This window comes from Rhizobacter sp. P2_G4 (assembly GCF_056403575.1).
Map to the genome: position 1 here is coordinate 240,342 of NZ_JBFUFG010000005.1, position 24,669 is coordinate 265,010.

General features: G+C 65.8%; 23 protein-coding genes and 1 riboswitch. Of the genes, 8 read left to right on the top strand and 15 right to left on the bottom strand.

Annotated elements, in window-relative coordinates:
* Window positions 1-9: 9 nt before the first annotated feature.
* Window positions 10-987, top strand: coding sequence for a Bug family tripartite tricarboxylate transporter substrate binding protein (locus tag AC1DYS_RS20010; RefSeq protein ID WP_477902347.1), 978 nt, complete (start codon window positions 10-12; stop codon window positions 985-987).
* 113 nt (window positions 988-1,100) lie between these two features.
* Here AC1DYS_RS20010 and AC1DYS_RS20015 read toward each other — a convergent pair whose 3' ends face one another.
* From AC1DYS_RS20015 to AC1DYS_RS20050, 8 genes are all read right to left on the bottom strand, one after another.
* On the bottom strand, window positions 1,101-2,363 hold the full coding sequence (locus AC1DYS_RS20015; protein WP_477902349.1) for a phenylacetate--CoA ligase family protein: 1,263 nt from the start codon (window positions 2,361-2,363) through the stop codon (window positions 1,101-1,103).
* On the bottom strand, window positions 2,363-2,668 hold the full coding sequence (locus tag AC1DYS_RS20020; protein WP_047488123.1) for a hypothetical protein: 306 nt from the start codon (window positions 2,666-2,668) through the stop codon (window positions 2,363-2,365). Before AC1DYS_RS20020 ends, AC1DYS_RS20015 begins: the two co-directional genes overlap by 1 nt.
* Window positions 2,665-3,489, bottom strand: coding sequence for an ABC transporter ATP-binding protein (locus AC1DYS_RS20025; RefSeq protein WP_477902351.1), 825 nt, complete (start codon window positions 3,487-3,489; stop codon window positions 2,665-2,667). Before AC1DYS_RS20025 ends, AC1DYS_RS20020 begins: the two co-directional genes overlap by 4 nt.
* 127 nt (window positions 3,490-3,616) lie before the next feature.
* Window positions 3,617-4,951 carry an ABC transporter substrate-binding protein gene (locus tag AC1DYS_RS20030; RefSeq protein ID WP_477902353.1) on the bottom strand — a complete coding sequence of 445 codons (1,335 nt, stop codon included), beginning with the start codon at window positions 4,949-4,951 and terminating at the stop codon, window positions 3,617-3,619.
* Window positions 4,952-5,006: 55 nt separating this feature from the next.
* Window positions 5,007-6,083: a branched-chain amino acid ABC transporter permease gene (locus AC1DYS_RS20035; protein WP_477902355.1), complete on the bottom strand. Its 1,077-nt coding sequence runs from the start codon at window positions 6,081-6,083 to the stop codon at window positions 5,007-5,009.
* A 2-nt stretch (window positions 6,084-6,085) separates the two neighbouring features.
* Window positions 6,086-7,015, bottom strand: coding sequence for a branched-chain amino acid ABC transporter permease (locus AC1DYS_RS20040; RefSeq protein ID WP_477902357.1), 930 nt, complete (start codon window positions 7,013-7,015; stop codon window positions 6,086-6,088).
* 61 nt (window positions 7,016-7,076) lie between these two features.
* Entirely contained in the window at window positions 7,077-7,871 is a 795-nt protein-coding gene (locus tag AC1DYS_RS20045; RefSeq protein WP_477902359.1) for an ABC transporter ATP-binding protein, read from the bottom strand.
* On the bottom strand, window positions 7,871-9,817 hold the full coding sequence (locus AC1DYS_RS20050; RefSeq protein WP_477902361.1) for an AMP-dependent synthetase/ligase: 1,947 nt from the start codon (window positions 9,815-9,817) through the stop codon (window positions 7,871-7,873). Before AC1DYS_RS20050 ends, AC1DYS_RS20045 begins: the two co-directional genes overlap by 1 nt.
* 119 nt (window positions 9,818-9,936) lie before the next feature.
* Between AC1DYS_RS20050 and AC1DYS_RS20055 the strand changes: the two genes are divergently transcribed.
* The 5 genes from AC1DYS_RS20055 (at window position 9,937) to AC1DYS_RS20075 (ending at window position 14,970) form a co-directional block, all read left to right on the top strand.
* Window positions 9,937-10,731, top strand: a complete 795-nt coding sequence (locus tag AC1DYS_RS20055; RefSeq protein WP_477902363.1) for a Crp/Fnr family transcriptional regulator — start codon at window positions 9,937-9,939, stop codon at window positions 10,729-10,731.
* A complete protein-coding gene (gene glcE / locus AC1DYS_RS20060) occupies window positions 10,728-11,837 on the top strand; it encodes a glycolate oxidase subunit GlcE (protein ID WP_477902365.1) in 1,110 nt (369 codons plus the stop codon). The genes AC1DYS_RS20055 and glcE overlap by 4 nt, the downstream gene beginning before the upstream one ends.
* Before the next feature lie 3 nt (window positions 11,838-11,840).
* Window positions 11,841-12,497, top strand: a complete 657-nt coding sequence (locus tag AC1DYS_RS20065) for a class I SAM-dependent methyltransferase (RefSeq protein WP_477902367.1) — start codon at window positions 11,841-11,843, stop codon at window positions 12,495-12,497.
* Complete coding sequence (gene glcF, locus AC1DYS_RS20070; RefSeq protein WP_477902369.1) at window positions 12,497-13,732, top strand: glycolate oxidase subunit GlcF; 1,236 nt, start codon at window positions 12,497-12,499, stop codon at window positions 13,730-13,732. The genes AC1DYS_RS20065 and glcF overlap by 1 nt, the downstream gene beginning before the upstream one ends.
* A 206-nt stretch (window positions 13,733-13,938) precedes the next feature.
* On the top strand, window positions 13,939-14,970 hold the full coding sequence (locus AC1DYS_RS20075; protein WP_477902371.1) for a porin: 1,032 nt from the start codon (window positions 13,939-13,941) through the stop codon (window positions 14,968-14,970).
* A gap of 61 nt (window positions 14,971-15,031) precedes the next feature.
* Here the strand turns inward: AC1DYS_RS20075 and AC1DYS_RS20080 are convergent, their stop codons facing one another.
* Both AC1DYS_RS20080 and AC1DYS_RS20085 read right to left on the bottom strand, forming a co-directional pair.
* On the bottom strand, window positions 15,032-16,003 hold the full coding sequence (locus tag AC1DYS_RS20080) for a DMT family transporter (protein ID WP_477902373.1): 972 nt from the start codon (window positions 16,001-16,003) through the stop codon (window positions 15,032-15,034).
* Window positions 16,004-16,016: 13 nt separating this feature from the next.
* Window positions 16,017-16,868 (bottom strand): AraC family ligand binding domain-containing protein, encoded by an 852-nt coding sequence (locus AC1DYS_RS20085; protein ID WP_477902375.1) that lies wholly within the window; start codon window positions 16,866-16,868, stop codon window positions 16,017-16,019.
* Window positions 16,869-17,052: 184 nt separating this feature from the next.
* Window positions 17,053-17,158, top strand: a riboswitch (glycine riboswitch).
* A 173-nt stretch (window positions 17,159-17,331) separates the two neighbouring features.
* Here AC1DYS_RS20085 and AC1DYS_RS20090 point away from each other — a divergent pair.
* Entirely contained in the window at window positions 17,332-18,594 is a 1,263-nt protein-coding gene (locus AC1DYS_RS20090) for a D-amino acid dehydrogenase (protein ID WP_477902377.1), read from the top strand.
* Between the two features lie 51 nt (window positions 18,595-18,645).
* Here AC1DYS_RS20090 and AC1DYS_RS20095 read toward each other — a convergent pair whose 3' ends face one another.
* Complete coding sequence (locus tag AC1DYS_RS20095; protein WP_477902379.1) at window positions 18,646-19,596, bottom strand: AraC family transcriptional regulator; 951 nt, start codon at window positions 19,594-19,596, stop codon at window positions 18,646-18,648.
* Window positions 19,597-19,702: 106 nt separating this feature from the next.
* Here AC1DYS_RS20095 and AC1DYS_RS20100 point away from each other — a divergent pair, with 106 nt between their 5' ends.
* Window positions 19,703-20,539, top strand: a complete 837-nt coding sequence (locus tag AC1DYS_RS20100) for an oxidoreductase (RefSeq protein ID WP_477902381.1) — start codon at window positions 19,703-19,705, stop codon at window positions 20,537-20,539.
* Between the two features lie 4 nt (window positions 20,540-20,543).
* Here AC1DYS_RS20100 and AC1DYS_RS20105 read toward each other — a convergent pair whose 3' ends face one another.
* From AC1DYS_RS20105 to AC1DYS_RS20120, 4 genes are all read right to left on the bottom strand, one after another.
* Window positions 20,544-21,590, bottom strand: coding sequence for a LacI family DNA-binding transcriptional regulator (locus tag AC1DYS_RS20105; RefSeq protein ID WP_477902383.1), 1,047 nt, complete (start codon window positions 21,588-21,590; stop codon window positions 20,544-20,546).
* A 4-nt stretch (window positions 21,591-21,594) separates the two neighbouring features.
* The gene (locus AC1DYS_RS20110) at window positions 21,595-22,677 is read right to left on the bottom strand and encodes an ABC transporter ATP-binding protein (RefSeq protein ID WP_477902385.1); all 1,083 of its coding nucleotides are present in this window, start codon (window positions 22,675-22,677) and stop codon (window positions 21,595-21,597) included.
* A gap of 97 nt (window positions 22,678-22,774) precedes the next feature.
* Window positions 22,775-23,698: a carbohydrate ABC transporter permease gene (locus AC1DYS_RS20115; RefSeq protein ID WP_477902387.1), complete on the bottom strand. Its 924-nt coding sequence runs from the start codon at window positions 23,696-23,698 to the stop codon at window positions 22,775-22,777.
* On the bottom strand, window positions 23,695-24,609 hold the full coding sequence (locus AC1DYS_RS20120; protein ID WP_477902389.1) for a carbohydrate ABC transporter permease: 915 nt from the start codon (window positions 24,607-24,609) through the stop codon (window positions 23,695-23,697). The genes AC1DYS_RS20115 and AC1DYS_RS20120 overlap by 4 nt, the downstream gene beginning before the upstream one ends.
* Window positions 24,610-24,669 lie beyond the last annotated feature (60 nt).

Below are 24,669 nucleotides of genomic sequence, written 5' to 3' on the forward strand. Positions count from 1 at the left end.
GAGCCAAGCATGCAACGTCGTTCCATCCTCCGAGCCGCAGCCGCCGGTGTCGCCACGCTCGGCGTACCGCGTCTGTATGCGCAGGAGCTGCCCAGCGGCCCGGTCCGCATCATCGTAGGCTTCCCGCCCGGCGGCGGTACCGATGCGTTGGCCCGTGTGGTGGGGCAGAAGCTCGGCGTGATGTGGGGCCAGCAGGTCATCATCGAGAACAAGGCCGGCGTGGCTGGTGTGCTCGCCGCCGACTACGTGGCGCAGCAGCCGAGCGACGGCACCGTGCTGCTGATGGCCCACATCAACAGCCATGCCCTCGCGCCCAGCCTGCAACCCAAGCTCAACTACAACGTCGAGCGCGACTTCGTGCCTATCGTGCTGGTGGGTGTCACGCCCAACCTGTTGGTGTGCAACCAGGAGCAGCCGGCCAAGACCGTGGCCGACATCGTCAAGCTGTGCAAGGCCAGGCCGGGCGAGATCACCTTCGGCTCGGCCGGCAACGGGTCGGCGCAGCACCTCGCGCTCGAGCTCTTCAAGCTGCGCACCGGCGTCGAAGCGATCCACGTGCCGTACAAGGGCAGCGCTCCGGTGATCACCGACCTCATCGGCGGCCAGATCAACTACGCCTTCGAGACGATGACGGCTGCCACGCCGCACGTGAAGGGCGGCAAGTTGCTCGCCATCGCGCAGACGCGCGCCAAGCGTGCCAAGGGTCACCCGACCGTACCGACGATGGTGGAGCAGGGCTACCCCGGCTTCGAGGCCACCACCTGGTACGGCCTGGTCGGCCCGGGCAAGTTGCCCAAGGGCATGGCCAAGCGCATCAACGAAGACGTCAACAAGGTGCTCGCCATGCCCGACGTGCAGGAGCGCCTGGACAGCTACGGTGCCGAAGACGGCGGCGGCTCGACCGAGAAGTTTGTGAACTTCATCCACAGCGAGATTGCGCTGTGGAGCAAAGTCGTCAAGGACGGCAAAGTAAAAGCTGATATCTGACGGCCCCCCAGTCGCTATCGCTCCTGCCCCCAGGGGGCGCCGCCTTGCGGACCGGCAAAGCCGGATCCGCGGGCGTTGCTTGATGGGGCGCTTGCTTCGCTCGCTTTGATTGGCTAGTCGTATTTGCGGGTGTCGTCGATGACTTTGCCGTCGTTGGGTAGGGTGCCTGGTGGGCACAGCTCGACTTCTCCGCGGAGTTTGGTGACGTCACGTATCGCTTCGGCAATGCGGGAGCTGAGGGCTTCGGGGATCGCGCTGGTTTCCACCTTCAGCGTCATGCGGTCGTTGGCCATTTCGCCGCTGATCACCAATCTCGCTTTGCTGATCTCTGCAAAGCGCTTCACGACCTCGGCAATCTGGCTGGGGTGGACGAACAGGCCGCGGACTTTGGCGGTCTGGTCGGCGCGGCCCATCCAGCCTTTGATGCGGGTGTTGGTGCGGCCGGTCGGGCAGGTGCCGGGCAGCACGGCGGAGAGGTCGCCGGTACCGAAGCGGATCAACGGGTAGTCGGGGTTGAGCGTGGTGACCACGAGTTCGCCGACTTCGCCTTCGGGCACCGGGTCGCCGGTGCCGGGGCGCACGATCTCCACGATCACGCCTTCATCCAACACCAGTCCCTGGCGCGCCTGCGTCTCATAGGCGATGAGCCCGAGGTCGGCCGTGGCGTAGCACTGGTAGCCGGTGATGCCGCGTTCGGCGAGCCAGTCACGCAGGCTGGGCGGGAAGGCCTCGGCGCTCACCATCGCCTTCTTCAGCGACGGCAAGGCCACGCCGAGTTCGGCCGCCTTGTCGAGGATGAGTTTCAGGAAACTCGGCGTGCCGATGTAGCCCGCGGGCTTCAGGTCGGCGATGGCCTGCACTTGCAGTTCGGTTTGGCCGGTGCCGGCCGGGAACACGCCGCAGCCCAGCGCATGGGCACCCGTTTCCATCATCGAACCGGCAGGCGTGAAGTGGTAGCTGAAGCTGTTGTGCGCGAGATCACCGCGGCGAAAGCCGGCGGCGTACAGCGCGCGCGCCGCGCGCCAGTAATCCGGGGCAGGACCTTCAGGTTCGTACAGGCGCCCCGGTGACTGGAACACGCGGCGCACGCCTTGCGTCGTGCGCTGACCGACCCAGCCGATGGCCGCGAAGCCGCCGAACACGTCGCTCTCGCGCTCGGCATGTTGGCGCTCCATCAGGTCATGCTTGCGCGTGACGGCCAGGCGCGCCAAGGCTGCGCGGGTGTTGACCTCATTGGCAACGACGCCTTGCAGCCGCTGCGCAAAGGCCGTGGCATGCGCCTGTGCATGCGCCACCTGCAACGGCAGCGCCGCCATCTGCGCGCGTTCGCGCTCGTCTTGTGAGCGGCTTTCCAGCGCGTCGTAGTGGTCGTTCATCACTCTGCGTCCTGCTGCCATCGGGAGAGCCGCTTCTTCACCTCGTCGACGAGTTTGCGCACGTCGGCGCTGTTCTTCAGCGTGAGCTTTTCCCACTCGGGCGATGTGGCGGGCCGCTTAGCGATGCGCGCCTGGATCGTGGCGGCCTCGGCCGTCAGCTCGATCACCGGCTTGCCATTCAGCTCGAAGCGGTTGCCGCGTTCGGCCAGCGGGCGCTGGTCGCGCAGCTGGCGCTTGAGCGTGGTCAGCGCTTCGTCGGGCTTGAACGCCGGGGGAGCAAAGAAGTCGTCGCCGGGGTCGCTCATGTCAGCCACCTTTTCCTTCGCTTGTAGCTCTTCACGTCACGAAAGCTCTTGCGCTCGACACCGTCTTTCGCGCCGCCGGTGCCGAGGTAGAACTCCTTCACGTCCTCGTTGTCGGCCAGCGAGCTCGCGGCACCGTCCATCACGATGCGGCCGTTCTCGAGGATGTAGCCGTAGTCGGCGTAGCGCAGCGCCATGCTCGTGTTCTGCTCGGCCAGCAGAAAGGTCACGTGCTCGCGGGTGTTGAGGTCTTTCACGATGTCGAACACCTCCTGCACGATCTGCGGTGCGAGGCCCATCGAGGGTTCGTCGAGCAGCACCATCTTCGGGTTGGCCATCAGCGCGCGGCCGATGGCGCACATCTGCTGCTCGCCGCCCGAGGTGTAGGCCGCCTGCGAGGTGCGCCGCGTCTTCAGCCGCGGAAAGTAGGTGTAGACCTTCTCGAGCGTGTGCGCCACCGCGGCCTTGCCGTCGCGGCGCGTGTAGGCGCCGGTCAGCAGGTTCTCCTCGATCGTGAGGTGCGCGAAGCAATGCCGGCCTTCCATCACCTGCACCACACCCCGCTCGACCATGTCAGAGGTGGTCATGCGCTCGATACGCTCGCCGCGCAACTCGATCGAGCCCTTGGTCACCTCGCCGCGCTCGCTGCGCAGCAGGTTGCTGACGGCACGCAGCGTCGTGGTCTTACCCGCGCCGTTGCCACCCAGCAGTGCCACGACCTTTCCTTCAGGCACCTGAAGCGACACGCCCTTCAGCACGAGGATCACGTGGTTGTAGATCACCTCGATGCCGTTGACGTTGAGCAGGATGGAAGCATCGCTCATGAGTGCATGGCTCCGAAAATCTTCCGTTCGCACTGAGCTTGCCGATGCGCAATCGCCGAGCAGCACGCCGGCTTCGACAGGCTCAGCCCGAACGGTGGTTTGCGGGCAAGGGACATGAGCACCACGCTCAGCTTTGGCATTCCGCCGGTGTGCGCGGCGTCAGCTTCTTTTCGGTCGCGTACTTCGCCGCCGCCGCCTTCACCATCGGCTTGATGATCTGCTCGTCGGCCTGCAGCCAGTCGGTCGTGAACTTCCAAGCCTTGCCATCCCAGGTGTGGATGCGCGCCCAGTAAGCGCCCATGTGGTCGGCACACGAGGTGCTGATGGGGCGCAGTACGCCGGCGAAGCCCAGCGCGTCGAGCTTGGCCTGCGTGAGGTTCAGGTTTTCGAGACCCCAGCGGATCTGCTCGCCCGTCATCACCTTGCCTTTGCCGAAGCGCTCCTGCGCCGCCCGAATGCCTTCGACGGTGAGCATCGAACCCATCGCACCGCGCAGGTACAGCACCTGGCCCACCTCTTCGCGGTTGCCGGTGCCCTGGCCCTTGTCGTACACCATGGCCAGCATGTCCTTCACGACCTTGGCGTTGTAGTCGGTGCTGTTTTGCAGCGTGACGGAGTTGTAGCCCTTGGCGCCTTCGCCCACGTCTTTCACATCGGGTTCGGCACCCGACCACCACACGCCGTACATCTTCTCGCGCGGGTAGCCGGTGGCTTGCGCCTCCTTCAGCGCGGTGGAGTTCATCACGCCGAAGCCCCACAGGATCACGTAGTCGGGGCGCGCCTGGCGCACTTGCAGCCAGGTGGCCTTCTGCTCCACGCCAGGGGCGGTGACGGGCAGCTTCAGCAGCTCGAAACCTTGCTGGGCGCTCCGCTCGTCGAGCAGCGGGATCGACTCCTTGCCGAAGGGGCTGTCGTGGTAGACCAGCGCGATCTTCTTGCCCTTCAGCTTGGCGAGCCCACCTTCCTTCTGGCCGATGGCCTGCACGAGCGCGTCGGCCGCCACCCAGTAGTTGCCGGCGAGCGGGAAGTTCCATTTGAAGACCGTGCCGTCAGCGCTCTCGCTGCGGCCATAGCCGAGGGTCACGATGGGAATCTTGTCGACGGCCGCCTTCTCGGTGATGGCGAAGGTGGCGCCCGTCGACCACGGCTGCACCACGCTTGCGCCGCCGTTCTTGCCCTTGAGGCGCTCATAGCATTCGACGCTGCGCGCGGTGTCGTAGCCGGTTTCGCACTCTTCGAACGCGATCTTCACGCCGTTGATGCCACCGCGGGCGTTGACGAGCTTGTAGTAGTCGACGATGCCGTTGGCGATGGGGATGCCATTGGGTGCGTACGGCCCGGTGCGGTACGACAGCACGGGAATGAACTGTTCCTTCGCCTGTGCCGCTGCGCCCGTGTGAACCAGTGACGAAGCGCTGGTCGCCAGCATGGCGAGCACAAGCGAGAGTTGTCGAGTCTTCATATTTGTCTCCTGTCGAATGAAACGAGGAACTACCGCATAAACCACCGCAGAACGCTCAATGAGGGAAGGGCCACCGACGCAACTTTTCCTTGCCGATGGACCACAGCCGCGCGAGCCCGTGGGGCTCGACGATGAGAAACCAGACGATCAGAGCGCCGAACACCATCAGCTCTGCGTGCGACAGGGCCGAGGTCGAGATTTGCACGCCGAAGAGGCCGGCGATCGCCGGCAGGGCCTGGCTCAGCGCAATCGGCAGCACGACGATGAAGGCCGCGCCGAAGAAGCTGCCCATGATCGACCCCAGCCCGCCGATGATCACCATGAAGAGCAGCCGGAACGACTGGTCGACCGAGAAGGCGGCCGGCTCCCAGGCGCCGAGGTAGAAGAACCCCCACAGGGCACCCGCCACGCCGATGATGAACGAGCTCACGGCGAAGGCGCTGAGCTTGGCGTACATCGGCCGGATGCCGATCACGGCGGCAGCCACGTCCATGTCGCGTATCGCCATCCACTCGCGGCCGATGGCGCCGCGCACCAGGTTCTTGGCGGCGAGCGCGATCACGATCAGGAACGCCAGGCAGAAGAGGTACTTGCTTGCGTCCGATTCGAGCGCGTAGCCGAAGACCTGCAGGTTCGACACCGCGGCCGAACCTGACGAGTTGTCGAGCGTAAACCACTTGATGCGCAGGAACATCCAGTCGGCGAAGAACTGCGCCGCCAGCGTGGCCACCGCGAGGTACAAGCCCTTCACGCGCAGGCTTGGCAGGCCGAAGAACATGCCGAACAGCATCGCGAAGAAACCGCCGAGCAGCAGCGCCGGAATCAGCGGCATGCCGGGGATGCGCGCGATCACGTTGTAGGCGCCATAGGCGCCGACCGCCATGAACGCCCCCGAGCCGAGCGAGATCTGCCCGCAGTAGCCGACGAGGATGTTCACGCCCAGGGCCGCGAGCGAAATGATCACGAAGGGAATCAGGATTGCGCGCAGCAGGTAGTCGCTCGCGAGCATGGGCACCGCCACGATGGCGAAGGCCACGAACAGCAGCACCACCACGCGGTCTTGCAGGATCGGGAAGATCTGCTGATCGGCGCGGTAGGTCGTCTTGAACTGACCGTTTTCTCTGTAGAGCATGGTCAGACCCGGTCAATGATTTTTTCGCCGAACAAGCCCTGAGGCCTGATCAGCAGGAACCCAAGCGCCAGAACATACGCAAACCAGATTTCGATGCCGCCACCGACGTAGGGCCCGAGATAGACCTCTGACAACTTCTCGCCCACGCCGATGATCAAGCCGCCGATGATCGCGCCCGGCACCGACGTGAGCCCGCCCAGGATCACCACCGGCAGCGCACGCAGCGCGACCGTGGAGAGCGAGAACTGCACGCCCAGCTTGCTGCCCCAGATCATGCCGGCCACCAGCGCCACCACGCCGGCCACGCACCACACGATGACCCAGATGCGGCTGAGCGCAATGCCAATCGACTGCGCGGCCTGGTGGTCGTCGGCCACGGCACGCAGCGCGCGCCCGGTCGCCGTCTTCTGGAAGAACAGGCTCAGCAGCGCGACCAGTGTGGCGGCAATGAGCGCGGCGTAGAGGTCTTCCTTGTTGATCAGAACGCCGCCCTGGAAGGTGGACTCCAGCACGAAGATCGGGTCCTTGGGCATGCCGATGTCGATCTTGTAGATGCTGCTGCCGAAGAGCGACTGGCCCAGGCCTTCCATGAAGTAGGTGATGCCGATGGTGGCCATCAGCAGCGTCGCGCCCTCCTGGTTGACGAGGTGGCGCAGCACGAGGCGCTCGATCAGCCACGCCACCGCGAACATGATCATCGCGGCGATGACGAACGCCGCCACGTCGCCGAGCACCTTGTTCTCGATGCCCGTCCACTGCGGAATCCACTCGCTGAAGCGTGCCATCGCGAGCGCGGCAAACAGCACCATCGCGCCCTGCGCGAAGTTGAAGACGCCCGAGGCCTTGAAGATCAGCACGAAGCCCAAGGCGACGAGCGAATAGAGCATGCCGGCCATCAGGCCGCCGAGCAGGGTTTCGAGGAAGAAGGCCATCAGTGCGCCGCTCCGTCACACTTTCGACGGGATGTTCCTGTCGCAAAACTGTGTGCTGTGCTCAATGGGCAACCCCCAGGTAAGCCGCGATCACGTTCTCGTTCCGGCGCACCTCGTCCGGCGTGCCGTCGCCGATCTTCTTGCCGTAGTCGAGCACGACCACGCGGTCGCTGATGTCCATCACCACGCTCATGTCGTGCTCGATCAGCACGATGGTGGTGCCGTATTCGTCGTTGATGTCGAGGATGAAGCGGCTCATGTCCTGCTTCTCTTCGACGTTCATGCCCGCCATGGGTTCGTCGAGCAGCAGCACCTGCGGCTCCATCGCGAGCGCACGGCCGAGGTCGACGCGCTTTTGCAGCCCGTAGGGCAGGCGGCCGACCGGCGTCTTGCGGTAGGCCTGGATCTCGAGGAAGTCGATGATGCGTTCGACCACGGCGCGCTGTTCGATCTCTTCGCGCTCGGCCGGCCCGATGCCGAACGGGTTGCGGATGGCCTGCATCAGCAGGTTGCTGCGCATCTTCAGGTTGCGCCCGGTCATGAGGTTGTCGAGCACGCTCATGCCCTTGAACAGCGCCAGGTTCTGAAAGGTGCGCGCCACGCCCATCTCGGCCACCTGGCGCGAGTTCATGTGCTTGAAGGTCTTGCCGCGGAAGGTGATGGAGCCGTGCTGTGGCTGGTACACGCCATTGATGCAGTTGAGCATCGAGCTCTTGCCGGCGCCGTTGGGGCCGATGATGGCGCGCACCTCGTGCTCGCGCACGTTGAAGCTGATGTCGGTGAGCGCCTTCACGCCGCCGAAGGCGAGGCTGATGTTCTGCACGTCGAGGATGACGTCGCCCACCTTTCTCGACATCACGCGGCCCTCTTCATCGCAGGAAAGGTCTTCGCATCCATGATGCGCAAGTCGGCGGCCACCATGCCGGTGCGGCCGTCTTCGAACTTCACTGCCGTCTCGATGTACTGCGAGCTCTTGCCGGCGTACAGCGCGTCCACCAGCACCTGGTAGCGCTCGCCGATGAAGCCGCGGCGGACCTTGCGCGTGCGCGTGAGTTCGCCATCGTCGGCGTCGAGCTCCTTGTGCAGCACGAGGAAGCGCGTGACCTGGCTGCCTGCCAGGAGCTCGTCGGCGGCGAGGTCCGCGTTGACCTTCTCGATGCAGTCGCGCACCAGCTCGTAGACCTCGGGCTTCTGCGCCAGGTCGGTGTAGCCGGCGTAGGGCAGGTTGCGCCGCTCGGCCCAGTTGCCCACGGCTTCCATGTCGATGTTGATGAAGGCGCAGACCTTCTCGCGCCCGTCGCCGAAGGCCACGGCCTCCTTGATGTGCGGGAAGAACTTGAGCTTGTTCTCCACATACTTTGGCGCGAACATGGCGCCGTCGCTCGCGCCGCCGCGAATGCGGCCGACGTCTTTGGCGCGGTCGATGATCTTCAGGTGGCCAGCAGCGTCGAGAAAGCCGGCGTCGCCCGTGTGGTACCAGCCCTCGGCCGTGAGCACTTCGGCGGTGGCGGCTTCGTTCTTGTAGTAGCCGCGCAGGAGGCCCGACGAGCGCACCAGGATCTCGCCGTTGTCGGCCACCTGGATCTCCACACCATCGATCGGGATGCCCACCGTGTCGGAGCGTGCTTCGTGATCAGGCTGCAGGCAGACGAACACCGCCGTTTCGGTGGAGCCATAAAGCTGCTTCAGGTTGATGCCGATCGAGCGGTAGAAGCTGAAGAGGTCGGGGCCGATGGCCTCGCCGGCGGTGTAGGCCACGCGCACCCGCGACAGGCCCAGCGAGTTGCGCAAGGGGCCGTAGACGGCCAGGTTGCCCAGCGCATACAACAGGCGGTCGACGGTGCCAACCTGCTTGCCATCCATGCGCTGCGGCCCCACGCGTCGGGCCAGTGCCATGAAGCGCTCGAACAGCCAGCGCTTGGGGGCGCTCGCGTCTTCCATGCGGATCATCACGCTGGTGAGCATGGCTTCGAAGACGCGCGGCGGCGCAAAGTAATACGTCGGGCCGACTTCGCAGAGATCGATGTGAACCGTGCTCGGCGACTCGGGGCAGTTCACCGTGTAGCCGCAGGCCAGCCACTGCGCGTAGGAGAAGACGTTCTGGCCGATCCACGCGAGCGGCATGTAGGCCAGCACTTCTTCGCGGTTCGTCAACTTGTCGAACACCGCCCCGGCCTGGGCCCGGTTGATCAGCGACAGGTGGGTATGCACCACGCCTTTCGGGTTGCCGGTGGTGCCCGAGGTGAAGAACATCGCCGCGGTGTCGGTGGTCACGGCCTTGGCGATTTCGGCGTCGACGTAGGCCGGCTGGTCGGTGTTGAAGGCGCGGCCGAGCGCGATCAGGGCGTCGATCGAGTCCAGCCCGGGCTCGCTGTAGTGGCGCAGGCCGCGCGGGTCGTCGTACCAGATGTGGGTGAGTCCCGCGCATTCCTGGCGCACCTCCAGCATCTTGTCGACCTGCTCCTGGTCTTCGACCACGGCGAAGGCGACCTCGGCGTTGACGATGGGGAAGGCGAACTCGCGTGCCGCAGCGTCCTGGTACAGCGGCACCGGGATGGCGCCGAGCGCCTGCGCCGCCAGCATGGCCGCGTACAGGCGCGGCCGGTTCTCGCCGACGACCACCATGTGCTGCCCACGTCGCAGGCCCGCGGCCGCCAGGCCGCCAGCGATCTCGCGCACCAGCGTGGCGAGCTGCTGCCAGCTCAGCGTCTGCCAGATACCGAACTCTTTCTCGCGCAACGCAGGCGCAACGGGCCGTTGGGCGGCGTGCTCGAGCATCAGTCGCGGAAAGGTGGTTGTCACCAAGTTCGGTTCTCCATCCTGTATGGGCCCGACTGTAGGAAGAAGTTTGACGCCGTGCTGTCGTTCTAACGACAATCCTAGGGACAGTCCTCCCGGTTCTTACCCGCACGTTCTTCGTCATGACCTCGCGCCACGCGCCGGATCCATCGCACGCCAGCACGCCGCTGGTGGCGCGTGCGCGTGCTGCCACGCCCGGCGAGCTGGCGGACATCCCGTGGCTCACGACCTTGCAGGCCGACGAGCGCGAGCGGGTGGTCGGCGATGTCAAGGTCGTCAACGTGGCACCCGGCGAATTGCTGTGCCGCGTCGGCCGGGCGGCCACCTACTGGTTCGGCGTGATCGACGGCCTGCTGAAGATGAGCAACGACTCGAACCTTGGCATGCCCATCACCTTCACCGGCGTACCGCCTGGCGGCTGGTTCGGCGAAGGCACGGTGCTCAAGCGTGAGGTCTACCGCTACAACATCCAGGCGCTGCGCAAGAGCGTGGTGGCGGGCATCAGCGTCGACACCTTCCACTGGTTGATCGACCGCAGCATTCCCTTCAACCGCTTCGTGATGCAGCAGCTCAACGAACGGCTGGGCCAGTTCATCGGCGCGCGCGAGATCGACCGCATGAACGACCCCGATGCGCGCGTGGCGCGCAGTCTGGCGGCGTTGTTCCACCCGCTGCTCTACCCGGGCGTGGGCAACCTGTTGCGCATCACGCAACAAGAGCTCGGTTACCTGGTGGGCCTGTCGCGCCAGCGGGTGAACGAGGCCTTGCACTCGCTGCAGGCGCTGGGCCTGATCCGCATCGAGTACGGCGGCTTGCGCGTGCTCGACCTCGACGGCCTGCGAAAGCAGGTGGAGCGGGCCGGCCGGGGCGATCGTGCGGACCCGCACGCAGCCGCGCGAGAATATGCGCAGACATGAATCCCACCGACCCTGCGCTCCAGACCCTGATCGACCAAGTGCTTGCTGCCCAGTCTGCGGCCACACCGCTCAACATCTGCGGTGGTGGCAGCAAGAGCTTCTATGGTGAAGCGCCGCTGGGCGAACCCTTGCATACCACCGGACTGACGGGCATCTCCAGCTACGAACCCAGCGAACTGGTGGTGACGGCCCGCGCCGGCACCACCTTGATCGAGCTCGAGACCGTGTTGGCCGAGCGCGGCCAGTGCCTGCCTTTCGAGCCGCCGCACTTTGTGACCCATGCGGCCACCGGTGCCACGGTGGGTGGCATGGTGGCAGCCGGCTTGTCGGGCCCGTCGCGTGCGTCGGTGGGCGCGGTGCGCGACTACGTGCTCGGCGCGAGCATGCTGAACGGCAAAGGCGAGGTGCTGAGCTTCGGCGGCCAGGTGATGAAGAACGTGGCGGGCTACGACGTATCGCGCCTGCTGGCGGGTTCGATGGGCACGCTGGGCGTGATCCTCGAGGTGTCGCTCAAGGTGCTGCCGATGGCGCCGGCCACCGCCACGCTGCGCTTCCAGCTCGACCAGGTGAGTGCTCTCGAGCAACTGAACGCCTGGGGCGCATTGCCGCTGCCGCTGAATGCCAGCGCCTGGTGGGACGGCACGCTGCTGCTGCGCCTGCGCGGTGCTCTCGCGGCCGTGCAGGCAGCCATCGCCACGCTGCGTGGTGATGTCATCGAGCCGGCGCACGCCAGCCCGTTCTGGGACGGGCTGCGCAACCACACCGACGAATACTTTCTCAAGGCGCAGGCGGCGGTGGCCGGCGGCAGCGTGGCGCTCTGGCGGGTGTCGGTTCCTCAGACGGCGAATCCGCTGATCCTGCCCGGCGAGCAGCTCATCGAGTGGCATGGCGCGCAGCGCTGGCTGTGCACCTCGGCCTCGGCTGCCAAGGTGCGCGAGGCTGCCGCCCGCGCCGGCGGGCACGCGTCGCTGTTCATGGCAAAGCACAAGGCGGGGGGTGCGTTCGCGCCGCTCAAATCGCCGCTGGACCGCATTCACCGCGATCTGAAAAAGGCTTTCGACCCCGCCGGGGTGTTCAACCCGGGCCGGCTTTATCCTGGGATGTAGATGATGAGCCACGCCACCGTCGACAGCATGCAGCGTTATTACGCGCAACGCGCCAGCGAATACGAGCGCATCTATGACAAGCCGGAGAGGCAGGCGGACATTGCCGCCATCAAGGCGTGGTTGCCTGTGCAGTTCGAAGGCCGGCGCGTGCTCGAAGTCGCCTGCGGCACCGGCTACTGGACTCCGCATGCGGCAGCGCAATGCGCATCCTGGACGGCGACCGACGTCAACGACGAAGTGCTCGCCCTGGCGCGGACCAAGCCGCTGCCGCACGAGCGCGTCGACTTTCGGCTCGCCGACGCGTATGCGCTTGATCTACCCCGGCAGTTCGACGCGGCCTTTGCCGGCTTCTGGTGGTCGCACGTGCCCTTGGAGCGCACCGCGGAGTGGCTCGATGGCCTGCACGCCTGTCTGCAACCGGGCGCCCGCGTGGTGCTCATCGACAACCGGTATGTCGAAGGCAGCAGCCAACCGGTCACGCGGAGCGACGAGCTGGGCAACACCTACCAGAGCCGCCGCCTCGATGATGGCTCGACCCACGAGGTGTTGAAGAACTTTCCAGACGCCGATGGCCTTCGCCGCCTGCTCGGGGACCGCGCCACGGCCTTCGAATGGACGGCGTGGCCCCATTTCTGGGGCGCGACTTACACGCTCGCCTGATGCAGACCAAGCTCTCCCCCGAGTTCAAGGGCACGCGCGACGGCGAGGCGGCCGAGGCCATTCTTCGCAAGTGTGTGCATTGCGGGTTCTGCACCGCCACCTGCCCGACCTACCAGCTGCTGGGTGACGAACTCGACGGCCCGCGCGGCCGCATCTATCTGCTGAAGCAGATGCTCGAGGGCGAGCCCGTCACGCCCAAGACGCAGCTGCACCTGGATCGCTGCCTTACCTGCCGCAATTGCGAGAGCACCTGCCCATCGGGCGTGCAGTACGGCGAGTTGGTCGACATCGGCCGCCGCATCGTCGAAGAGCGAGTGCCGCGTCCCGCGAAGGAACGTGTCGTGCGCTGGCTGCTCAAGGAAGGCCTCACCTCGCCGGCCTTCGGCCCCGCGATGAAGCTGGGCCAGGCGCTGCGTCCGGCGCTGCCGGCCGTGCTCAAGGACAAAGTGCCCGCCAAGGCCGGCCCGCGAGCGCACCAGTGGCCGACCCGCGAGCACCCGCGCAAGGTGCTGATGCTGATGGGCTGCGTGCAACCGGCGATGATGCCTAACATCAACAGCGCCACGGCCCGCGTGCTCGATGCTGCAGGCATCCAGACGCTGGTGGCCGACGGCTCAGGCTGCTGCGGCGCCATCCGCACCCATCTTGCCGACACTCAAGGTGGGCTGGCCGACATGCGTCGCAACATCGACGCCTGGTGGCCACTCGTATCGTCAAACCAGATAGAAGCCATCGTGATGAACGCGTCGGGCTGCGGCGTCACCGTCAAGGAATACGGCCATTCGCTGGCCAACGATGCCGCCTATGCCGACAAGGCGCGGCGCATCAGCGAACTCACCAGAGATCTCAGCGAGCTGCTGCCCGACATTGGGCCCAAACTCAAGAACAAGCTGCGCAAACCCAAGGCGCGTGAACTCGTGTTCCACCCGCCTTGCACCCTGCAGCACGGCCAGCAGCTGCGGGGCGGTGTGGAAACGCACCTGAACGCCTTGGGCTTCGATGTCCAGCTCGCCGCCGGCGAAAGTCACCTCTGCTGTGGTTCGGCGGGCACCTATTCCGTGCTTCAGCCGGAACTGGCCCATCGCTTGCGCGATCGCAAACTCGCTCAGCTGGAGGCGGTACAGGCGCAGGTCATCGTGTCGGCCAACATCGGCTGCATCCAGCACCTGCAAACTGGCACGACCGTGCCAGTCAGGCACTGGATCGAGGTCCTGGACGAGGCCTTGTTCGGCTAGCAAGCAAAGATGTCAGAAGCATGAAGAGGGTGGGTTGGAAGACACCGTCGCATGTATCCAACGATCTCTTCAATCAACAGGGATAAACCGTAGGGGTTTCCACTTCGTTGATCTAATCTTCGGCTTCCGCAGGACCTGTCCGCGGCAGACGCGAACAACTGAAGTTGCGCTGCTGACTCTCCATCCAACCGTTGGAATACCAAATCATGAAGAAATCACTCCTTGCGCTCGCAGTCCTCACCGGTTTCGCCGGCGTGGCTTCTGCTCAATCCTCCGTTACGCTGTTCGGCGTGATCGATGCCAATGTCCGCAATATCAAGAACGGCGGCAGCAACATTTGGCAAGAAGGCACCGACGGCTACAACAGCAGCCGCCTTGGCTTCCGCGGCACCGAAGACCTCGGTGGCGGTCTGAAGGCAGGCTTCTGGCTCGAAGCCGGCCTGAACCCTGACGAAGGCACCATCAACTCCAGCGGCAAGTTCTGGCACCGCCGCTCGACGGTGAGCCTGGAAAGCGCCACCCTCGGTGAAGTGCGCCTGGGCCGTGACTTCACGCCGACCTACACCGCCATGTCTGCCTATGACGCATTCGGCGACAACGGCGTGGGCAAGTTCTCCAACCTGCAATCCAAGCTGACGGCCACGGTCAACACCAACACCCGTGCTGACAACGAAGTCCAGTACTTCCTGCCCAAGAACATCGGCGGCGTGTACGGCTCGGTTGCCGTGGCTGCTGGTGAAGGCACGGTTGGCAACAAGTACGTCGGTGGCCGACTCGGCTTCGCGTCGGGTGGCCTGGACGTGTCGGGCGCTTACGGCACGACCGAAGCGAACGCCGCCACAGACAAGTACAAGGTCGCTACCGCTGGTGCAGCGTATGACTTCGGTGTCGTTCGTGTGATGGGCTCGTTCTCTCAGATCAAGTTCCTGACCATCAAGGAACGCATGTACTACGTCGGCGCTACGGCCCCGATCGGCCAAGGCGTTCTGCGTGTTTCGCTCGGCAAGGGTGACCTCTCCGGCGGCACCACCGCTACCGCTACGAGCGACGCTGACGACATCACGTTGGCAGCAATCGGCTATGTCTACAACCTGTCGAAGCGCACCGCGCTGTACGGCACGTACTCTCGCCTTGACAACAAGGGTGCGTCGAAGACTGCCATTGCCACCTCGGCTCTGGCCTTGGCTGCCGGCCAGAAGTCGACCGGTTTCGAACTCGGCCTGCGTCACGCCTTCTGATAGAAGACGTTTCCTAGGTTTGAAGCCGGCCTGCGGGCCGGCTTTTTTATGCCCGGATTGCTCAGGATGCGTGCCCTTCGGCGGCCAGCGGTTCGGGCTTGGTGCGCAAGGCCCACATCACGCCGGCGACGAGCAGGCCGATGCCGGCCAGGGTTTGCGGCTGCGGCCACTGCTGCCGCAGCACGTAGGCGTAGCTGAGTGCGGCCAGAGTCTCGAAGACGATGAGCTGCCCAGCCAGCGAAGGAGGAAGGCGCTGGCTGGCTTCGTTCCAGCACACCGTGCCCAGCCACGAGGCGAACAGGCCGATCGCAAACATCAGCAGCAGAAAGTCGCCTGCCCGCGGGCCGAAGGGCATGGCGAAGGAGTCGCCGCTCAACGCACTCCAGATCCAGGCGAGCGCATAACCCATCAGCGCCAGCGGCAAGGTGGCGAGGCCTTGCGCGGTGGCCCAGCTGCGTGGGTTGCGGTCGGGGTGGGCACGCAGCCATTCGGAGTTGCGGATCGGGTACCAGGTCCAACAGGCGACGCCACCGACGGCCAGCAGCGCGCCGAGTGCATAGCGGGCAACGTCGGCGTTCGGGTCCTGCTGCAGGTGCGCGATCTCCACATGGTTGACCAACGCGATACCCACCCCGATCAGCCCCAGCGAGGGCAGCATGCGCAGCCAGGGCAGCTTGGCCTCGCGGCTGTTGCTTGAGCGCAGGTTAGCGGTGATGGCAATCACCACCGGCAAGGTGCCGATGATCATCGTCGGCAGCGGCCCACCGGCGCGCTGGATGGCGCTTGCCAGGAACAAGTAGTAGATGACGTTGCCCACCGCCGCGAGCTTGAGTGATTCGATCCAATCTGCACGCGTCAGCTCGGCCAGGCGCTTGCGGTCCAGCCAGCCGAGCGGCAGCGCGATCAGCCCGAACGCTAAATAGCGCCCGAACGACTGCAGCGTGGCGGGGTATTCGGGCAGCATCAAGGGGCCGACGAAGACGAGGCCCCACATCAACCCTGCTGCGAGGGCGTACAACAAACCAGTGCTCATTGCCGAGTGTGGCTCAGGCCTGAGAGGCGGGTCTTGTACGAAATTGCGCCTGGTAGCGCGCCGGTGTCACACCGTACATGCGCGCGAAGCGGCGGGTCAGATGGGCTTGGTCGACGAGGCCCACAGCCGCAGCGACATCGGCAGGGCGATCACCTGCCGCGAGCTGTTGCTTGGCGCGAAACAGCCGCAGCGCCATCAACATCTGATGCGGCGTGGCGTGGTAGCGCTGCTTGAAACGGCGCAAGAAGTGAAACGGGCTCAAGCCCGCCTCGCGGGCCAAGCGCTCCAGCGTCATTTCGCTCGCATACTCGTCCTGCATCAAGGCGAGAGCACGTGCCAACGAGGTATCGGCAGCCATGCCGCTAGACGCTACGCCCGGCACGCCGACGCGCGCATGGGGCCTCAGCAGCTGCAGCAGCTCGAACAGCGCGCTGTCGCCCCCCAGCGCGTCGGGCGCGTCCCACATCGCAGCCAGACCGCGGCTCACCTGCTGCGCGCGCAGCGGGTCGTGCACGGTCGGTTGCGCGAACCACCAGCCGCGTTCGCCGGTCACCTCTTCCAGCACTGCCGCATCGAGGTAGACCATGCGGTAGGACCAGCCCTGCTCGGTCTCGGCGCGACCGGTGTGCAGCTCGTCGGGATTCATCAGCACCAGCGTGTCGGCCGGTGCCAGGTGGTCACCACCGCGGTAGCGGAAGCGCTCAACGCCCGACTCGATCGCGCCCAGGCCGAAGGCTTCGTGCGTGTGCGGGTCGAAGGCATACCGCACGATGTGCGCACGGTACAGCTCCACGCCGGCGCGGGCAGGGCGCTTGAACTCCGCTGCGTCGTGCGGGTGCTCGAAGTGTTCAGGCACGGCTTCCATGGCAATGCCTCACTTGCTTTCGACAGGGGCGGCTTCGGTCGGCAACACTGCCCGTGGCTCGGCCAGCAGGTCGCGAAGCGTGGGGCGTCTTCCGTGGGACATGCGCGTCGTGCTACAAAGGAGGGTCTGCGGTCGGGTCGCTGGTATGGTATCCGCGCAGTTCACAACAGGTCGGCTCACAGCCGAGCTGGCATCGGGAGAGTCCGGGCGCGTTCACACCAGTGACATGCCCGGCGCCGAAGGAGCAACCACCCCGGAAACTCTCAGGCCCCACGGACCGGTGCCATGCGTTGAAACTCTGAAGAGTGGCCAGGCCCATCGTCGCCCGGCCCACCGAAGGAGCAAGCGCAGTGTCGCCACCCGCGGCGCTGCGTGAATCTCTCAGGTTCCGAACAGAGGGGGTGTCCGGCACGCGTCCTGCGTGGCGGGCCTCAACCTCTCGACGGTCGGAGCTTCGAGCACCATGAAAACCATTGCCATCATCGGCGGCGGCATCACCGGCGTCACCACCGCCTACGCCCTCGCCAAACGCGGCCACGCCGTCACCCTCTACGAGAAGAATCGCTATGCAGCGATGGAAACCTCGTTCGCCAACGGCGGCCAGCTTTCGGCCTCCAACGCCGAGGTCTGGACCCACTGGAGCACCCTTCTCAAGGGCCTGAAGTGGATGCTCAAGAGCGATGCCCCGCTGCTGGTCAACCCCAGGCCCAGCTGGCACAAGCTCTCGTGGTTCGCCGAGTTCGTGGCCAACATCCCGCACTATCGGCGCAACACCATCGAGACCACGCGCCTGGCCATCGCCGCGCGACAGCACCTCTTCGACTGGGCCGACGCCGAAGGCATCGACTTCGACCTCAAGCGCCGCGGCATCCTGCACATCTACCGCGACAAGGCCGGCTTCGACCACGCCGGCCGGGTCAGCCAGCTGCTGGCCGAAGGCGGCTTGCCGCGTCGGGCCGTCACGCCCGACGAGATGCGCGCCATCGAGCCCACGCTTGCCGGCAGCTACTACGGTGGCTACTTCACCGAGAGCGACTCCACCGGCGACATCCACAAGTTCACCAGCGGCCTGGCCGACGCCATCGTGCGCCTGGGTGTCACCTGCCTCTACCAGCAGAACGTGACCGCGGTGACCGCGGATGCGCGTCAGGCCAAGGTCACGGTCAGCAGCGCCGATGGCCCGCACACCGCGGTCTTCGACAGCGTGGTGATCTGCGCCGGCACGGTCAGCCGCTCGCTGGCCGCGAGCCTCGGTGATCGGGTCAACATCTACCCCGTCAAGGGCTACTCGATCACCGTCAACCTGAATGACGAAGCGAGCCGCCGGGCCGCACCCACGGTCAGCCTGCTCGATGACGCAACCAAGCTCGTCACCAGCCGCCTCGGCGACAACCGCTTCCGTGTGGCTGGAACGGCGGAGTTCAACGGCCACGACATGGACATCCGTGCCGATCGCATCCGCCCGCTGATCCGTTGGGTAGAGCAGTGCTTCCCGGGTGTCAGCACGAAGAGCGTCGTGCCCTGGGCCGGCCTGCGGCCGATGATGCCCAGCATGCTGCCTCGCGTCGGCCGGGGCCGACTGCCCACGGTGTTCTACAACACCGGCCACGGGCATCTGGGCTGGACGCTGTCGGCGGTGACGGCCGAGATGGTCGCCGGCACCATCGACCAGAGCCTCGGTACCGCCGCCCTGCGGCCGAGCGTGCTCCAAGAAGCGCAGGCCTGATCTTGGCCAGACCGGCCGCGCCTCGTGCGCGGTCGGGTTCTGGTGAACGCCTCAAGCCACGCTGCGTTCCGCTGCCGAGAAGGTTCGCAGCCGCGCTACGTCGCGTGCAGGCGGCGCACCGAACAAGCGGCTGTACTCGCGGCTGAACTGCGAGGGGCTGTCATAGCCCACGCTGTAGCCGACGGCCGCCACATCGTGCGACTGCGCCAGCAGGCGTGCGCGGGCCTCCTGCAGCCGGATCTGCTTCTGGTACTGCAGCGGGCTCATCGACGTCACCGCACGGAAGTGCCGGTGGAACGACGACGCGCTCATCGCTGCCAGGTCGGCCAGCTCTTCGATCTTGAAAGCCGTCGCATGGTGGACGCGAATCCAGCGGATAGCCCGGCTGATCTGCGAGAGCCGGCTGTCGGCGAGGCCGATCTGCCGCACCATCGCGCCTTGTTCGCCGGCGAGAAGCCGCCAGAGGATCTCGCGCTCGATCATCGGGCTGAGCACGGCGATGTCGTTCGGGCGATCCAATAGCCGCAGCATGCGCACGACGGCATCCAGCAAGTCCGTCGGCGCATTGCTCACGCCCAGGCCAGCAGTCTCCACGAGCGTGCGGTCGCTTGCGGCGGTTTCCAGCAGCAAGGTCGCGATGGCGGCCGGCTTCAAGGTCATGGCGAAACCGAGGAAGGGCTCTTCGGTGCTGGCTCGTGCGATGTGGCCGGCGATGGGCAGGTCGACCGACACCACCAGGTACTGGCCGGTGGCGTACTCGAACACCTTGTCTGCGAGGACCGCGCGCTTGGCGCCCTGGGCCACGACCGACAACGTCGGCTCGGTCACGTGGTGCATCGACTGCGTGGTCACTGACGAGGCAATCACACGGACACCTTCGACGGTGGTGGTGTACCGGTCAGGCCTCGCGTGGCGGGCAATCAGCGTTCTCAGTTCTGGCAGCGCATTCGTCATGTCGTCACCGTACCCGGCGCCTCCGTGCGTGGCAAGGGCGGTGCGCACGAATCAATCAGGGTTGGCAGGATCGTGCAAGAGCCCGGCAGCATCGGGCTATCGCGTGAGCTCGCCGCGGCGTTTCAATGCACGCTCTTATCGAAGGAGCCTAAAGATGCAAAAGACATGGTTCATCACCGGTGCCAGCCGCGGGCTGGGTGCTCACCTGGCCCAGGCCGCACTCGCGTCCGGCGATCGGGTCGTCGCGGCCGGGCGCAACCGGGCCAGCGTGCGCGACAGCCTCGGTCCCGACAGCGACCAGCTTCTCGCCGTCGAGCTGAACGTCAACAACGAGCGCCAGGCGCAAGCCGCGGCCGATGCGGCCTTGTCGCGGTTCGGCAGCATCGACGTATTGGTCAACAACGCCGGCTACGGCCACCTCGGCTTGTTCGAAGAGACGAGCGACGATGACGCGCGTGCCCAGTTCGCCACCAATCTCTTCGGCGTCTTCAACGTGACCCGTGTGGTGCTGCCGGCGATGCGTGCCGCGCGCAGAGGGCATATCTTCAACATCTCGTCGCTGGCCGGCATTCGCGGCGTGGAGTTCGGCTCGCTGTACTGCGCCAGCAAGTTCGCGCTCGAAGGCTTCTCGGAGTCGCTGGCGCTGGAGCTTGCCCCGTTCGGCGTGCGCGTCACGATCGTCGAGCCCGGCCCCTTCCGCACCGACTTTCTCACCGCCGAGTCGCTGCGCTTCGGCGGCAGCGAGGTGGCCGACTACGACGAACGGCGAGCGCAGTTGCGCGCATCGTTCGAGCAGCGCAACGGGCGGCAACCGGGGGACCCGGCGAAGCTGGCCAAGGCGATGCTGTGGCTGGCCGACGAACCCGTGCCGCCTTTGCGCTTCACGGCAGGGGCCATTGCATTCAAGTCGGTGAGCAGCAAGCTCGCCGGCATGCAGGCTGAACTCGAGAGCTGGCGCGAGCTCTCGCTCAACACCGATTACGCTGCTTGATGACTTACCGCGTGCCCGCCACCTGCGGCGAGGTGGCGCCATACGGCCCCACCGCCACCGACTTGCGCCAGACCACTTCGGGCGTGAAGTCGTGCGTCACCGGCAACGCCAGCCCATAGCACTGGTTCAGCAGCGCGCGGCAGGCCGCGGCGGCCGCTTCAACGATCGGCACGTGGATGGTCGTCAGCTTCGGCGCGGTGTACTGCGAGAAATCGCTGTTGTCGAAGCCGAGCACCGAGAGATCACCAGGCACGTCGATGCCGAGCTTGTCGAGGTGCGAGATGGCGGCCATGGCCATCACGTCGTTGGCGCAGAAAAGGGCGCTGTAGTCGCGCGGTGAACGGGCGAACAGCTCCTCGGCCGCTTCGTAGCCGCCGTTGAAGCTGAAGTCGGCATCGACGCGGCGGCGCTTGGGGATGCGCACCTTGTGCTGCGCCAGTTCGTCGAGGAAGCCGGCAATGCGCAGCTCGTTGTCGGGGGCGCTGTGCGGGCCGCTGATGAGTGCGATCTCGCGGTGACCCTGGCTCAGCAGCGCGCGCGCGGCGAGCCGCCCGCCCAGCACGTGGTCGGTGCTGAAGCAGCGGCCAGGCTGGGCCGGCGTGTGGCGGTTGAGCAGCACAAGCTTGGGGTGGCGCACGAAGAGTTCGGCGAAGTCACCATCGGTGAGGTCGTTGGTCATCACCAGCACGCCGTCGCACTCGCGCTCGTAGAGGAAGCGAATGCCGTCGAGCGCTTGTTGCCGCGCGTCGCCATGGCCGCAGCCGTTGGCCGCGACCATGTGGCGGTCGACCGCGCGCAGCTCGCCGTCCACCGTCTGCAGGATGGGGCCGTAGAAGCTGCCTGAGAAGTCGGGAACGTATATGCCCACCATGCCGAGCGTCTTCGAGGCCAGCGCACGCGCCACGTTCGACGGGCGGAACTGCAGCGTGGCGACCGCATCGTTCACCTTCGCGAGCGCTTTCTCCGAGACCGGGCCGCGCCCGGAAATCGCGCGTGAAGCGGTGCCGAGACCGACCCCGGCCAGACGGGCTACGTCCTTGATGGTGGCCACAGTGTCAGAGCCGCGCCTGTGTTTGCCGATCGAAGAGCGACACGTGTGCCGGCGCGATGGTGAAGCCAATGCGGTTGTCGAGTGCCGGGGTGAACTGCGCGTCGGCATCCACCGCGAGCGACACGCCTTGCGCGTCCAGCCACACCACCTGGTTGGAGCCCATCGGCTCGACCAGCGACACGATGGCGCTGCCAGCCAGCTCGGTGCCGTGGGGCGAGAGCATGATGTGCTCCGGCCGCACGCCCAGCACGGCCGGCTGATCGGGCTGCGGCGGCGTGACGAAGGGGTAGGTCGATACGTCGATGTTCAGCGTGGGCGAGACGAAATGCGTGCCGCGTTCGCTGCGCTGCAATTTGCCTTCGACGAAGTTCATGCTCGGCGCGCCGAGGAAGCCGGCGACGAACATGTTGACCGGCCGTGCATAGACGCTGGCGGGTGTGTCGATCTGCTGGATCTTGCCGTCCTTCATCACGGCGATGCGGCTGGCGAGCGTCATCGCCTCCACCTGGTCGTGTGTCACGTAGATCATGGTGGCACCGAGCCGGTGGTGCAGCTGCTTCAGCTCGCGCCGCAGCTCGCCGCGAAGCTTGGCGTCGAGGTTGGAGAGCGGCTCGTCGAACAGGAACACACCGGCCTCGCGCACCAGCGCGCGGCCGATCGCGACACGCTGGCGTTGGCCGCCCGAGAGCTGTGCGGGCTTGCGTTGCAGCAGCTCGGTGAGTTGCAGCATCGTCGCTGCACGCTCGACACGGCGTGCGATCTCGGCCTTGGCGACACCGGCAATGCGCGGGCCGAAGGAGAGGTTCTTCTCGACCGTCATGGTCGGGTACAGCGCGTACGACTGGAACACCATGCCGATGCCGCGGTCCTTCGGGTCGGCCCAGGTGACGTCGTTGCCGCCGATGTCGACGCGGCCGTCCTGCACGTCGATCAAGCCCGCAATGCTGTGCAGCAGCGTGGATTTGCCGCAGCCCGAGGGGCCGAGCAGCACGAGGAATTCGCCGCTCTGCACGTCGAGGTTCAGCTCGCTGATGACGCGGACGCCGGAGAACTGGATGGCCAGGTTTTCTATCGTGACGTTGGACATATTCAACCTTGAATCAGGACTTCCGCCGGGCCGCCCCAAGGAAGGACTGCGCCCCCTTGGGGGGCAGTGAACGAAGTGAGCGTGGTGGCCGTCATCACTAGCCTTTCACGGCGCCGGCGGTGATGCCGCGGAGGAACCAGCGGCCTGAAATCAGATAGACGGCCAGCGGCAGCAGCGAGGTGAGCATGGTCGCGGCCATGTTCACGTTGTACAGCCGCTCGCCGGTGGTGGTGTTGATGACGTTGTTGAGCTGCACCGTCATCGGCAGGTTTTCGCGACCTGCGAACACCAGGCCGAGCAGGAAGTCGTTCCAGATGTTGGTCATCTGCATGATCACCGCCACCGCGATGATGGGCACCGACATCGGCAGCATGAGCTGGAAGAAGATGCGCCAGAAGCCGCCACCGTCGATGCGCGCGGCCTTGAAGAGCTCGATCGGCACGCCGGCGTAGTAGTTGCGGAACAGCAGCGTCATCACCGGCATGCCGAAGATGGTGTGGATGAGCACGATGCCAGGGAGCGTGCCGAACAGGTTCACCGTGGCTAGCGAGCGCACCAGCGGGTAGATCATCACCTGGTAGGGCACGAAGGCACCAAACATCAGCACGCCGAACAGCCAGCCGGCCCAGCGTACGCGCCAGAACGACAACGCATAGCCGTTGAGCGCGCCGAAGAAGATCGACGCGATGGTGCTCGGCACGACGATCCACACCGAGTTCCAGAAGCCCACCTGGATGCCGCGGCATTCGAGGCCGGTGCAGGCGCTCGACCACGCCTGCACCCAGGGCTCGAAGGTCGCGGCAAGCGGCAGCGCGAACAGCCGGCCGAGGTGAATCTCTTCCATCGGCTTGACCGAGGTGACGAGCATCACGTACAGCGGCAGCAGGAAGAACGCGGCCGAGCTGATGAGCAGCGCATAGAGGCCGAGCCGTGCTGGCGTGAAGTGCGACTTCGGCCGCGCGGCCTTGCGCTGCACAGGGGCGGCGACGGAGGGGTTGATTCGTTCCACGACTGCGCTCATGAATGCACCAGCTTGCGTGACTGCACCGAGCGTGCGTACCACCAGGGCATCAGCAGCGCGAGCACGGTCAGCAGCATCACGGTGGAGGCCGCCGAGGCGAGGCCCACGTTGGCCCGGTTGAAGAGGTTGTCCATGATGAACTTGGCCGGTACTTCGCTGGCGTTGCCGGGGCCGCCGAGCGTCATCGCCACGACCACGTCGAAGACCTTGACCACGCCGACGGCAAGTAGCACGAACGAGGTGCCGAAGGCCGGCCCAAGCTGCGGCAGCACCACGCTGAGGTAGTAGCGCCAGCGTGGTACGCCGTCGATGCGTGCGGCGTTCCAGAGCGACTCGTCGATGCCGCGCAGGCCCGCCAGCAGCACCGCCATCACCAGGCCCGAGGCCTGCCACACGGCGGCGATCACGAGCGTGTAGATCACCTTGTCCTGGTTGACGATCCAGTCGAACTGGAAGTCGGGAAAGCCGAGGTTGCGCACGGCGGCCTGGATGCCCAGGCCGGGGTTGAGCATCCACTGCCAGACCAGGCCGGTCGCGACGAAAGACATGGCGTAGGGGTAGAGAAAGATCGTGCGCAGCACGTTCTCGCCGCGCACCCGCTGGTCGAGGAACACGGCCAGAAAGAAGCCGAGCACCAGGCACGCAAGGACGAACAGCACGCCGAAGATGGCGATGTTGTGCAGAGAGACGGTCCAGCGCTCGGTAGCGAACAAGCGCTCGTACTGCGCGAAGCCGACGAAGTCGTTCTTCGGGAAGATCTTGGAGCTGCTGAACGAGATGCGCAGCGACCACAGCACGGTGCCGATGTAGACACCGAGCACCGTGATAGCCATCGGCAGCAGGGCGAGCTGCGCGGCCACGGCGCGCTTTCGGCGCACGGGCTGGGGTCGGGGCAGGGTGGCGGTGTTCATGCAGTACAACGAGAGGTCATCGGTTGCGTTTTTCTTTGGCCGGCACGCTGCCACCCGCCC